This window comes from Vogesella sp. LIG4 (genome assembly GCF_900090205.1).
In the GTDB taxonomy this organism is placed as follows: Bacteria; Pseudomonadota; Gammaproteobacteria; order Burkholderiales; family Chromobacteriaceae; genus Vogesella.
Genome location: NZ_LT607802.1, coordinates 3279342 through 3291572, shown reverse-complemented (window position 1 = coordinate 3291572; position 12231 = coordinate 3279342). Strand labels below are relative to the sequence as shown.

The window sequence follows — 12231 nt, the reverse complement described above, 5'->3', positions numbered from 1 at the left end:
CTCAGGTTGGCCGCATGCTGGCGGAGCGCCCTTTGGGCTTCCGCCCTGCATGGGGCGTCCCGCTGGCCGCTGCCGCGCAAAATTCATATAGTGACAGCCTTTCCCCGCTCGCCGTCACGCCATGTCCGCTACCGAATCCCTGTTCCAGTCCGCCCAGCGCCAGCACCTGGCCGGCGACCTCGCCGCCGCCGAAGCGCTGTACCGGCAGCACCTTGCGGCCAATCCCGACGATGCCGCCGGCCAGCACTGGCTGGGCTGTGCTCTGCACCAGCAGGGGCGAGATGCCGAGGCGCTGCCCTGGCTGCAACAGGCGGTGCAGGCGGACAGCACCCCGGCGGCGTGGTGGTTCAGCCTGGGCATCGTCAGCGCCAGCCTGCAGCACTACGCGGACGCGGTGGCGGCTTTCCGCGCCGCGCTGGCGCGCGATGCCGGGCAGTATTTTTTCTGGACCAATCTGGGTGCCAGCGAGGCGGCGCTGGGCAATGCCGAACAGGCAGAACAGGCCTGGCTGCAAGCGCTGCAGCTGAAGCCGGACATGCCCGATGCCTGGTTCCTGCTGTCTGCGCACCATGCGGCCAACGGTGAGGCGGCGCTGGCGCAGCAGTGCAACTACCGTGGCATTGTCTGCGAGGGTGTCAGCAAACATCCGCCAGCCACACTGGCGCAGGCGCTGGCGGAAACCGGCCAGCCCGAGGCAGCGCAGGCGCTGCTGCGGCAGTGGCTGGTGCAGCAGCCGGACAACGCCATCGCGCAGCATCTGCTGGCCGCCTGTGGTGGCAGCGACACCCCGGCGCGCTGCAGCGATGCCTATGTGCAGCAGGCGTTTGACCAGTTCTCCGCCAGCTTCGAGCGCAAGCTGGGCGAGCTGGACTACCAGGGCCCGGCCATGGTGGCGGCGCTGGCGGCGGAGCAGGGTTGGCCGCAAGCCGGCTGGCGCATCGCCGACCTGGGCTGTGGCACCGGGCTGATCGGCAGCGTGTTGCAGCCGCATGCCAGCCGCCTGGTTGGCGTGGACCTGAGTGCCGGCATGCTGCGCGAGGCGCAGGCCAAGGGCATCTACCAGCAGCTGGAGCAGGCGGAGCTGGGCAGCTGGCTGGCAACGCAGCCCGAGCGCTTCGACCTGGCGGTGTGCATGGATACCTTCATCTACATCGGCGAGCTATCCGCTGTACTGCCGGCCATTGCCCGCAGCCTGCGGCCGGGCGGGCAACTGGTGTTTTCCAGCGAGTTGCTGGCCGGCGATGCGGCGGGCTTCCATCTCAATAGCAGCGGCCGCTACAGCCACGCGCCGGCCTACCTCGCCGCACAACTGGCCGCCGCCGGCTTTGCACGCTGGCAAAGTCGCCCGGTGATACTGCGCCAGGAGTCCGGCGTACCGATGCGCGGCGAGCTGTACAGCGCCTGGCTGGCGGCATGAAGCGGCGAGCTGTACAGCGCCTGGCTGGCGGCATGAAAAAGCCCGGCGCGAGGCCGGGCTGATGGTTGGCGTTGCGGCGCTCAGGCATTGCTGGCCAGCATCTCGCTGGCGTGCTGGCGCGTGGTGGCGGTGATGTCCTCGCCGCCCAGCATGCGGGCGATTTCCAGGATGCGGCCTTCGGCGTCCAACGGGCTGATGCGGCTGACGGTGCGCTTGTCCTGCAGCGATTTGCTGACGCGCCAGTGCTGGTTGCCGCAGGAGGCGACCTGCGGCAGGTGGGTGACGCACAGCACCTGGTAGCGTTCGCCCAGCTGGCGCAGCAGTTTGCCCACCACTTCGGCCACGCGGCCGCCGATGCCCACGTCCACTTCGTCGAAGATCAGTGTCGGCACACTGGCCACCTGGCTGATCACCACTTGCATGGCGAGGCTGATGCGCGACAGTTCGCCGCCGGAGGCCACCTTGGCCAGCGGCCGCAGCGTGCCGCCCTGGTTGGCCGCAACCAGGTATTCGATGGTTTCCAGGCCGTGGGCGGTGGGTTCGCTGGCGGCGGACAGCTCGATGGCGAAGCGCGCGCCTTCCATCGCCAGGCGCTGCATTTCCTTGCCGATGCGCGTCGACAGCTCGGCGGCGGCCTGCCGGCGCTTGGCGGACAGTGCTTCGGCGTGCGCGCGGTAGCTCGCCAGCGCGGCGCTTTCCGCCACGCTCAGCGCGTCGATGTCGCTGGCAGCTTCCAGCTCGCTCAGTTGCTGTTGCCAGTCGGCCAGTTTCTTCGGCAGGTCTTCCGGCTGGCAGCGGTATTTGCGCGCGGCGCTCATCAGGGTGTGGATGCGGGTTTCCACCTCGGCCAGCTGGCCGGGGTCGTCCTCGAAGCCGCCGGCGTAGTCGCGCAGGCTGTACACCACTTCGCGCAGCTCGGCATCCACCGAGTCCAGCAGCGCCAGTGACTCGGCCAGCCGCGGGTCGTAGCCGGACAGCTTGCCCAGCCGGCTCTGCACCTGCGACAGCAGGGTGAGGCAGCTGCCGTCCATTTCCGACAGCACCTCCACCGCCGCCTGCGCCGATTGCGCCAGTTCGGCGGCATTGGCCAGCCGGCTGTGCAGCTGGTTGAGCTGCGGCCATTCGTCGGCGGCAAGGCCCAGCTCGGACAGCTCGCCGATCTGCCAGGTGAGGCGCTCGCGCTCCACTTCCGATTCGCGCTGGCGGCGGTCGGCCTCCTCGCGCGCCTTGCGTGCCTGCTGCCAGCCCTGCCAGGCGGCGCGCACGTCGCGCGCCAGCTGGCCGGCGCCGGCATAGGCGTCCAGCAGCTCGCGCTGGGCGTCCGGGCGCACCAGCGACTGGTGTGCATGCTGGCCGTGGATGTCCACCAGGTAGTCGCCCATGGTCTTGAGCTGGCCCTGGGTGGCCGGCTGGCCGTTGACGAAGCTGCGCGAGCGCCCGCCACGGTCGATGAGGCGGCGGATCAGCAGCTCGCTGCCTTCGTCGCCGGCCAGCGCGTTTTCTTCCAGCCAGGCTTGCAGGTCGGGCAGGCGGGCGATGTCGAAGTGTGCGGCCAACTCGGCGCGGTCGGCGCCTTCGCGGATCTGGCTCACTTCGGCGCGGTCGCCCAGCAGCAGGCCCAGTGCATCGAGGATGATGGATTTGCCGGCGCCGGTTTCGCCGGTGAGTACGGTGAAGCCGGGCGCGAATTCCAGCTGCAGCTGGTCGACGATGACGAAATCCTTGACGTTCAGCGATAACAGCATGTTGGCCTCACAGCAGGCGCTCGCCCCAGTGGAGCTTGTGGCGCAGCATGTCGTAGTAGTTGTAACCCACCGGGTGCAGGATCTTCAGCGTGTTGCGGTAGCTGCGGATGATCACGCGGTCCATTTCCATCAGGTCGCAGTGCGACTGGCCGTCGAAATGCACCTTGGTATCCAGCCCGCGGGTGAGCATGAACTCCACCTCGCAGTTGTTGCTGATGGCGATGGGGCGGTTGGACAGCGACTGCGGGCAGATCGGCACCAGCGCAAACGCCTGTAGCGTGGGGTGCAGGATGGGGCCGCCGGAAGCCAGCGAGTAGGCGGTGGAGCCGGTGGGGGTGCTGATGATCAGGCCGTCGGAACGCTGGCTGTAGACGAACTGGTTGTCGACGAATACTTCGAACTCGATCATCGAACCCAGCGAGCCGCGGCTGATCACCACGTCGTTCAGCGCCAGCGCGCTGACCACTTCGGCGTCCTCGCGGATCACCGAGGCGTGCAGCAGGATGCGCTCTTCCGGCACGAACTGGCCGTCGAGGATGCCGTCCACCGCATTCAGCATCTCGTGCAGCGAGATGTCGGTCATGAAGCCCAGGCGGCCCTGGTTGATGCCGACCATGGGCACGCGGTAGGGCGCCAGCACGCGCGCCACCGACAGCATGGTGCCGTCGCCGCCCAGTACGATGACCAGGTCGGCCAGTTTGCCCAGGTCTTCGCGTTCCACCAGCGGGTAGGGCACGGCCGGGCCGCCGGTGCAGCTTTCCTTGTCCAGCAGGACGTGGAAACCACGCGAGGCCAGGTGTGCGGCCAACTTTTGCAGCGATTCGATGATGTGCGGCTTGCCGTGGCGGGCCACCAGGCCGATTTTGTTGAAGAGTCGGGTCATGTTGCGGGCTTATTGTTGGCCGGGCTGGGTGACGTCCAGCGCGCTCAGGTAGAAGCGCACCAGCTCGGCCAGTGAATCGATTTCCAGTTTTTCGAACAGCTTGGCACGGTGCGCTTCCACCGTGCGCGGCGATACGTCCAGCTCGCGGGCGATTTCCTTGCTGGACTGCCCCTCGGCCACCAGGCGCAGGATCAGCCGTTCGCGGTCGGTGATGCGCTCCAGGCGCTGGCGCACCTCCTGCGTGGCCGACATCTGCTCCTGCTGCTGGATGCTGATGCGGATCGCCTTCTTCAGGCTGTCCAGCAGCTGCGGCGCGTTGATCGGCTTGGTGAGGAAGTCTACCGCACCGCCACGGAAGGCGCGGCGGCATTCTTCGATATCGCCGTGACCGGTGATGAAGATGATGGGCATCAGGATGTTGCGCAGGTTCAGCATGTCCTGCAGCGCCAGGCCCGAGGTCTGCGGCATGCGGATGTCCAGCACCAGGCAGCCGATTTCGTCGGGGTGGAATTTCTGCAGGAAGGCTTCGGCATGTTCGAAGGTCTGCACGCGCATGCCCTGGGTGCCGATCAGCAGCGCCAGGGAGTCGCGCACGGCCGGGTCGTCATCGATGACAAAAATCGTCGGGGTCATGGCTGGCATTACACGCTTGCTCCTTCAGGTTCGCCTTGCGGCTTGATCATGGGCAGTTCGAAGTAGAACTCGGCGCCACCGGTGTCCAGATTGCCGGCACTGAGCACACCGCCCATGTTTTCGATAATAGTGTGGCTGATGGTCAGCCCCAGCCCCATGCCTTGCGACTTGGAGCTAAAAAACGGCTGGAAGATCTTCTGCAGCGTGTCCACCGACATGCCGGGGCCGTTGTCGCGCACGCCTACCCGGATGCGCCCGCCGCGCGGCTCGCTGTAGATGAACAGCCGGCGCTCGCCCGGCACTTCCATCAGCGCTTCCATGGCGTTCTTGCACAGGTTCATCACCACCTGTTCCACCTGGATGGTATCGGCCTGCACGCGCGGCAGGCTGCTGGCCAGGTCGGTGTTTACCGTGACGTCGTGGTCGCGCAGTTCCGATTCGATCAGGGTGATGACGTTGAGCACCGCCTGGTTGACGTCCACCGCGGTCAGCTCCGCCTGTTTGCTGGCGACGAATTCTCTTAGTTTTTTGACGATGTGCCCAGCTCTTTGCGCCTGCTTTACCGAGGAAAACAGCGCGGTCTTGAGCAGGATGCGGTCCGGTTCGTCGTCTTCCAGCATGCTGAGGCAGGCTTCGTTGTAGCTGACGATGGCCGACAGCGGCTGGTTGATCTCGTGGGCGATGCCGGAGGTCATCTCGCCCAGGGTGTTGATACGCGCCACGCGTGCCAGCTCGGCCTGGTGCTGTTTCAGCCGCTGTTCGCTGCGCTCCAGCGCCTCGGCCATGCGCTGGCGCAGCGGCGCCATGTCACGGAAGGTGATGACGATGCTGCGCAGCGTGCCGTCCTGGCTCAGCAGCGGCGACACCGTGCCTTCGATATAGGCACCATGGCCGTCTGGGCGCAGCAGGTAGGCGTTTTCCGGTAGCACCACGCGATCCAGCAGCTGGCGGCAGGCCGCCACCGGGTCGGGCGTTGCCTCGCGCGCCAGCTCGAAACGCACATTCCAGATATTGGCCAGCAGCTTGCCTGCCGCCTGCTGCGCGGCCACGCCCAGCAGCAGCGCGGCCTTGGGGTTGAGATATTCCACGCGGTAGTCGCAATCCAGCACCAGCACCGCGTCATCGATGCTTTCCAGCGTTACCAGCGCCTGCTGCCGCTCGCGGTGCAGGGTTTCGTGGTAGTGCTCGCTTTGCAACCGCTCATTGTTCTGCGAGGCGGCGATCAGCAGCAGCAGGGCGGAAATGAAGGCGCCGGAGCCGAGTGCCAGCCCGTACAGCGGCAGCGGCACATGCGGCACGTCGCTGGCGCGCATGACTTCCAGCCGGTAGGGGAAGTAGTCGCGCTCGATGGAAAGCTGGATCTGCCGCGACGGGAACAGCAGCTGCCGCAGCCAGCTGCCGTTGCTGGGCGCGTAGGCGGCGCGGCCGGGGCCACCGGGGTCGCCGATATTGCCTTGTGCCGACTGCAGGTTGTTGGGCAGCAGGCGCAGACTGAGCTGGCGATTGGTGTCGCCTTCCACCGCAAGCAGGGTTTCCGCCCGGATGCCCAGCATGATGATGCCGACCACGCTGTCTTGCCGTTCCGCCACGCTTTCCGGCGCCGCGCCGCCGGCATACACCGCCTTGAGGTAGCCGAAGCCGTGCTCGCCGGCCTGCAGCGCGTACGGCGGGGTGACTTCGATTTCGCCGCTGCGGATGGCCTGCTGCACCGTGCGGCCGAGAATCTGGTCGTTGGCAATGTCGAGGCCGGCCAGCTCGCTGCGTATGTCCGCGCGCGCCGGCAGCAGGTCCACCAGCGGGATGTAGTAGGGGCGCGCCGGCGCCGGCCGCCAGAATTGCGCACCGCGCCAGTTGCTCTGCGCCGGGCCGCTGTAATCCTTGATGAAGAACGGGCGCTGGCCGTGGAAGCTGGTTGCCGCCTCGAAATTGTCGCGCTGGGCCAGGTTGATCCGCGGCTGGAAGCCCATCAGATAGATGTAGGGGTAGCGGGTGCCGATGTTCTGGGCGAACTGGCGCAGCCGTGTCTGCTCGCTGCCATGGTTGGCCGCAGACAGTTCGGCGAAACCGTAGATGGCGGTTTCGCAGATCAGCAGCCGTTCTTCCAGGGTTTTCTTGATGTGCAGGGTGGCGGCTTCGAACTGCTGCTGGCGGCTTTCCTCGGTAAGGAACAGCGCGGCCAGCAGGATGGCCAGCGACAGCAGCAGCCACAGCAGCACGAAGCTGGCCTTCACCCGCAGTGACAGGTCGCTGATCATGCGCCACCACTGGCGTAGCGAAGGCATGTTGGCGAAGAGTTGTTCGGTTTTTCTGGCGGGCATCGGAAAATGACGACGGGCTGGCGCGAGCAATGGCGCCATTGTAGCCGAAGAGCGTGTTCATGATCGCGCGAGCTGGCGCGAGACAGGGCAAAAACGGCGGCGGACGGAGTTTGTCTGCACTAACCGCAGATTGGTGTGCCGCAGGCCGTGAACACGCCTTGGGCGTGGGGCGGGGTGGACGGGGTTGGCCGCACGGCCAACCCCGCAGCCATTCAGGCTTTCAGCAACTCCGGGTGCTGTTCTTGCAGCTTATACAGCTTAGGTGCGATGACCACCTGGCAGTAGCCGGCAGTCTGGTTGCGGGAAAAGTAGTCATGATGGAAGTGTTCGGCCGGGTAGAATCGCGGCGCCATCTTGACCTCTGTGACGACGGGCGCTTCGTAGCGCCCGCTGGCTTCCAGCGTGGCAACCATATCGCTTGCCAGCTGCAGCTGTGCCAGGTCATGGGCAAATACCGCTGAACGGTACTGGGTACCGATATCATGCCCCTGACGGTTGAGCGTCGTGGGGTCATGGGTCAGGAAAAACACTTCCAGCAGAGTCTGGTAGCTGATCTGGTCTGGCTGGTAGGTCAGTTCGATCGCCTCGGCATGGCCGGTATTGCCATGGCAGACGCGTTCGTAGTCCGGGTCCTCCAGGTGACCGTCGATATAGCCGGGCACGACGTCGATTACGCCGTCCAGCTGGCGAAACACCGCCTCGGTGCACCAGAAACAGCCGCCAGCGAAGGTGGCTTTAACAGGGTCCATGAGATCAACCTCCTTTCGGGTGATGACGCGACAGCAGCTCACGCACTGTCTGCAGGTGGATGTCCACCGTGTCGCCGATCGGAACGGCATAGCCGCCCGCCATCGTTACTGCCAGTGGCCACTGTTGCTGCTCGCACAGATCGAACACGCGGCAGTCGCGCGCCAGCAGGCCTGCCTTGCTCAGCGACAGGCGCCCCAGCCGATCGCCCTCGTAAGGGTCGGCGCCGGCCAGGTAAAACACGATGTCCGGTTGGGCATTGCTTGTCAGGGTGCGCAGCGCGTCATCCAGAAGCTGCAGGTAAGCGCCATCCCCGGTGTTGTCGGCAACCCCCACATCCAGCGTAGACGGCACCCGGCGGAACGGGAAGTTCTTTTCGCCATGCAGTGACAGGGTAAACACACTGTCGTCGCCGGCAAACAGCTCTGCCGTGCCGTTTCCCTGGTGCACGTCAAGGTCGATTACCGCTGCGCGGCGGATGCGGCCTTCCTGTTGCAGCAGGCGTATGGCAACGGCCACGTCGTTGAATACGCAGAAGCCGCCACCCTTGGCATGGCCGGCATGGTGGGTGCCGCCAGCCAGGTTGATGCCGGCACCGTACTGCAAGGCGCTGTGTGCCGCGCCGATGGTGGCGCCTACCGAGCGTGCGCTGCGCTGCACCAGCTGCGGGCTCCAGGGCAGGCCGATCTCGCGCATGATGTCGGGTGCCACGCTGCCATCGAACAAGGCTGCAACATAATTGACCGCATGCGCCAGCATCAGTTCGCCTGGCGTGGCCGCCGGTGCGGTTGTCATATGCGCCGCGGCAATGGCGTGCACGGCGTCGGCCAGCATCTGGTACTTGGCGGCGGGGAAGCGGTGCCCATCCGGCAGCGGCAACGGGAACTGGTCGGTACGAAAAATCAGCATGCCGCGCGATCAGTCATCAAGGCGGCGAAATCGCGGCTGCAGGCTGCCATTCACCTCGACCTGTTCGACAAACATCGCCAGTGGCCGCACCCACAAGCCCATCTCGCCGTACAGCGGGCGGTACACTACCAGCAGCTCGTCGGTTTCCGAGTGCCGTGCCACGCCCAGCACTTCGTAGAAATTGCCCTTGTAATGCTGATAGCGGCCGGACGGCAGGGTGGTTTCGCTCATGGCAGCCGGCCCAGGCAGCTGGCCAGCAGGCGGAAGAAGCCGTCGGCGTCGATTTCGGTTATGTACTGCACGTTGGCCGCACGGCCGCTGACGCCCCACCAGTCGATAACCGTGGCGCCCAGCGTGAACTCGCCGGCCAGTTCCACGCTGACGTTCACCTGGCGGCCGCTGAACAGCGCGGGCTGCAGCAGGTAGGCAATCACCGTCGGGTCGTGCAGCGGGGCGCCGAACTCGCCGTAGCGCTGTACGTCGTAGCGTTCCAGCGTGGTCATGCTGTCGGCTGCCAGGTTGCCGGCGCGGTTGGGCAGGGCGCGCAGCCAGCCGATGCGCTCGGCCGAGGTGCGCGCCTTGTGGGTGACGTCCAGCGGCATCATCACGATGGGTGCGCCGCAGCGCACCACCACGTCGGCGGCATGCGGGTCGACATAGATGTTGAATTCGGCGGCCGGCGTGATGTTGCCACCTTCGAAATAGCTGCCGCCCATCAGCACGATCTCGCGGATGCGCGGCGCAATATCCGGTGCCATGCGCAATGCCAGCGCCAGGTTGGTGAGTGGCCCCAGTGCGCACAGCGTAACGCTGCCGGCCGGGCGGCTACGCAGGGTCTGTACGATGAAATCGGCGGCGTGCTGCGGCTGCAGCGGCATGTCCGGTTCGTGCAGCGGCACGCCGTCCATGCCGGTTTTGCCGTGCACGTGCTCGGCAGTAATCAGCGGGCGCAGCAGTGGTGCTTCCGCGCCGGCAAATACCGGCACATCCGGGCGTCCGGCCCATTCGCAGATGATGCGCGCGTTACGCTGGGTCAGCGCCAGCGGCACATTGCCGGCCACGGCGGTAATGCCCAGCACGTCCAGTTGCGGGGCGCCCAGCGCGGACAGGATGGCAACCGCGTCATCCTGCCCCGGATCGGTGTCGATAATGATCGCTCGTTTGTCGCTCATGATGTTCCTGTATAGCGGCGGGAAGGGCGGCGAGGTTCTACCGTTTGCGAGTGCTCGTCAAGCCGACGTCCACTCCCAGGTGCCAAAGTGCTGGTCGGCAACAAAGCCGGTCTGCCGATACAGCGCCTGCGCGGTGTGATTGTTGTGCGCGGTCTCCAGAAACAGGCTGCTGCCGGCAGGCGCCGCCGCTTGTATGGCCTGTAGCAGCATACGGCCAAGGCCGATGCCGCGGGCCTGTGGTGCCACGAACAGATCATGCAGCAGGTCGCGGCGTTGCAGGCTCAGCGTGGAAAAACCCGGGTAGAGCAGGGCGAAGCCCGCCATCGCGCCATCCAGCAAAGCCAGCCACAGCACGGCCTGCCGCTGCTGCAGGCGTTGCAGCAGAAATGTGCGCAGTGCCGGTAGCTCGCTTTCCAGGCCATAGAACTGCCGATAGGCCACCAGCAGTGGCAAGACATTATCCACGTCGCGTTCGTCGCCGCTACGTATGGTGATGTCGGGCGTGGTAGTTGCGGACTCGCTTGTATACAATTCGGGCCTCCTGTTTACTGGCTGGCTTCATGAAGATTGTACTGGCGCCCATGGAAGGGCTGGTCGATGACATCATGCGCGATGTATTGACGCGCATTGGTGGCATTGACCTGTGCGTAACCGAATTCGTGCGTGTCACCAGCTCGCTGTTGCCCACGCGCACGTTCCAGCGCTTGGCGCCGGAGCTGGCCAATGACTCGCATACGCGCAGTGGCACGCCGCTGCGTGTGCAGCTGCTGGGCTCGGATATCGAATTCCTTGCGGCCAACGCTGTGCGCGCCGCCGAACTGGGGGCGGCCGCCGTTGACCTGAATTTTGGCTGCCCGGCGCCCACAGTCAACCGTCATCGCGGGGGTGCGGTGCTGCTCAAGGAGCCGGAGGTGCTGCACGCCATCGTCAGCGCCGTGCGCGCAGCCGTGCCTGCCAGTACACCGGTAACCGCCAAGATGCGGCTGGGCTATGAAGATACCAGCCTCACACTGGCTTGCGCCCAGGCGATTGCCAGTGCCGGCGCCGACGAGCTTACCGTGCATGCGCGCACCAAGGTGGAAGGCTACAAGCCGCCCGCGCACTGGGAATGGCTGGCCCGCATTCGCGAGTCGGTAGCGATTCCGGTGGTGGCCAATGGCGAAGTGTGGACGGTTGCCGACTATCGGACCATCCGCGAAGTCAGCGGTTGCGAAACCGTGATGATAGGGCGCGGCCTGGTATCCGCACCGGACCTGGCGCTGCGTATCAAGCATATGCAGCAGCACGGCGAAGAGTTGCCACCAATGCCGTGGCTGCAGCTGCTGCCGTGGCTGCTGGATATGGCATCGCAATGTCAGCAGCGTGCGGAGAATGGCAACTATGCCTTGAGCCGCATCAAGCAATGGCTGAAAATGCTGCGCCGCAACTATGTCGAAGCAGATGAAATGTTCAGCAAAATCAAGGAATTGAAGAAGTTTGACGAACTGGCGTCAGCGATAAAACAGGCCTCGGCACAAGGATAGGTATTTTTACGAATAGTCGTGGGCGACACCACCGCGTATGATTCAAGCAGTTCTTGGATTACTGCAGCGTTCCTCGCAACAGTGCCGGAATCGCGGCCTCGCGCCGTACCTTACAAAGCCTCCTGGACGTGACGATTCAGGAGGTTATTTTTTTGCCTGCCGCATTCGCGCAGGCTTCTCCCGGCGTACTCCGACGCCGTTCCGTTGTTCTGCAAGCACCGCAACCGACCACAGCCATCAAGGATTCAGCAACCGGCCATAACGGCGGTAATCCCGGATTCTGCCGATAGCTGCCAGGATCGCATGGTAGCGGCAGCTGCGGCCGTTCGAGCGGCATTCGTGCTCGATAAGTTCTTCCGCCAAGGCCGGGTTGTGACCACAGGCGGCAACCAGCCTGGCAAACGCATCGTGGTCCGGTACGGCGCATCGCCGTGCGTGGTGGCTTGCAGGAACATCGGGAACTGCTTGCAGCATGCGTCCAACTGCACGCAACAGACTAGCAACAAATCGAACGGCTTTCATATCAACTCCGAACATGGTGGTTTTTATACATGCTCGTTTAGCCAAGCCGTGGGTTCTATAAGTTATTTCCGATAAGTAACGCTTGAGAATCAGCAGGGTTTGGCGTAGCCAAAATTATTGCTGCGACCAACTACGCACGCGAGAAAACCCAAGCCAAGAAAGACTTCTGGCAGGATTTTCGGAAAAAGATCGGCGCGCTGGCCATCGCCGGTCTGGTGGTTCTGACGACGATGACGGCACCGGGTCAAACCGGTGAAAAAGCCCCCCATGGGGTTTAATGTTTACGTCGCATAATGTTTATTATGTCAAATATGCTGTGCATTCGGGCCTCGCTTTCGCCACTCTTCCACCTTCACAACGAA

Annotated in this window: 12 protein-coding genes; 2 read left to right on the top strand and 10 right to left on the bottom strand. The window is 64.7% G+C overall.

Annotated elements, in window-relative coordinates:
- The first annotated feature begins 121 nt into the window (after positions 1–121).
- Positions 122–1417 (top strand): methyltransferase domain-containing protein, encoded by a 1296-nt coding sequence (locus PSELUDRAFT_RS15275; RefSeq protein ID WP_088967650.1) that lies wholly within the window; start codon positions 122–124, stop codon positions 1415–1417.
- Between the two features lie 80 nt (positions 1418–1497).
- On the opposite strand, the gene recN is transcribed toward PSELUDRAFT_RS15275, so the two are convergent.
- From recN to PSELUDRAFT_RS15230, 9 genes are all read right to left on the bottom strand, one after another.
- Positions 1498–3162, bottom strand: a complete 1665-nt coding sequence (recN, locus tag PSELUDRAFT_RS15270; protein ID WP_088967649.1) for a DNA repair protein RecN — start codon at positions 3160–3162, stop codon at positions 1498–1500.
- Between the two features lie 7 nt (positions 3163–3169).
- Entirely contained in the window at positions 3170–4045 is an 876-nt protein-coding gene (locus PSELUDRAFT_RS15265; protein ID WP_088967648.1) for an NAD kinase, read from the bottom strand.
- Between the two features lie 9 nt (positions 4046–4054).
- Positions 4055–4687 carry a response regulator transcription factor gene (locus tag PSELUDRAFT_RS15260; RefSeq protein WP_088967647.1) on the bottom strand — a complete coding sequence of 211 codons (633 nt, stop codon included), beginning with the start codon at positions 4685–4687 and terminating at the stop codon, positions 4055–4057.
- Positions 4687–6960 carry an ATP-binding protein gene (locus tag PSELUDRAFT_RS15255; protein ID WP_162291270.1) on the bottom strand — a complete coding sequence of 758 codons (2274 nt, stop codon included), beginning with the start codon at positions 6958–6960 and terminating at the stop codon, positions 4687–4689. The genes PSELUDRAFT_RS15260 and PSELUDRAFT_RS15255 overlap by 1 nt, the downstream gene beginning before the upstream one ends.
- Before the next feature lie 248 nt (positions 6961–7208).
- A complete protein-coding gene (gene msrA / locus PSELUDRAFT_RS15250) occupies positions 7209–7745 on the bottom strand; it encodes a peptide-methionine (S)-S-oxide reductase MsrA (RefSeq protein WP_088967645.1) in 537 nt (178 codons plus the stop codon).
- 4 nt (positions 7746–7749) lie between these two features.
- Positions 7750–8652 (bottom strand): histone deacetylase, encoded by a 903-nt coding sequence (locus tag PSELUDRAFT_RS15245; RefSeq protein WP_088967644.1) that lies wholly within the window; start codon positions 8650–8652, stop codon positions 7750–7752.
- A gap of 9 nt (positions 8653–8661) precedes the next feature.
- The gene (locus PSELUDRAFT_RS15240; RefSeq protein WP_088967643.1) at positions 8662–8883 is read right to left on the bottom strand and encodes a DUF1653 domain-containing protein; all 222 of its coding nucleotides are present in this window, start codon (positions 8881–8883) and stop codon (positions 8662–8664) included.
- The gene (locus PSELUDRAFT_RS15235; protein WP_088967642.1) at positions 8880–9824 is read right to left on the bottom strand and encodes a nucleoside hydrolase; all 945 of its coding nucleotides are present in this window, start codon (positions 9822–9824) and stop codon (positions 8880–8882) included. Before PSELUDRAFT_RS15235 ends, PSELUDRAFT_RS15240 begins: the two co-directional genes overlap by 4 nt.
- A gap of 57 nt (positions 9825–9881) precedes the next feature.
- Positions 9882–10355, bottom strand: coding sequence for a GNAT family N-acetyltransferase (locus PSELUDRAFT_RS15230; protein WP_088967641.1), 474 nt, complete (start codon positions 10353–10355; stop codon positions 9882–9884).
- A 29-nt stretch (positions 10356–10384) separates the two neighbouring features.
- On the opposite strand from PSELUDRAFT_RS15230, the gene PSELUDRAFT_RS15225 reads away from it, so the two are divergent.
- Positions 10385–11347, top strand: coding sequence for a tRNA-dihydrouridine synthase (locus PSELUDRAFT_RS15225; RefSeq protein ID WP_088967640.1), 963 nt, complete (start codon positions 10385–10387; stop codon positions 11345–11347).
- A 237-nt stretch (positions 11348–11584) separates the two neighbouring features.
- Here the strand turns inward: PSELUDRAFT_RS15225 and PSELUDRAFT_RS19495 are convergent, their stop codons facing one another.
- A complete protein-coding gene (locus PSELUDRAFT_RS19495) occupies positions 11585–11869 on the bottom strand; it encodes a hypothetical protein (RefSeq protein WP_157725153.1) in 285 nt (94 codons plus the stop codon).
- Between the last annotated feature and the right edge of the window lie 362 nt (positions 11870–12231).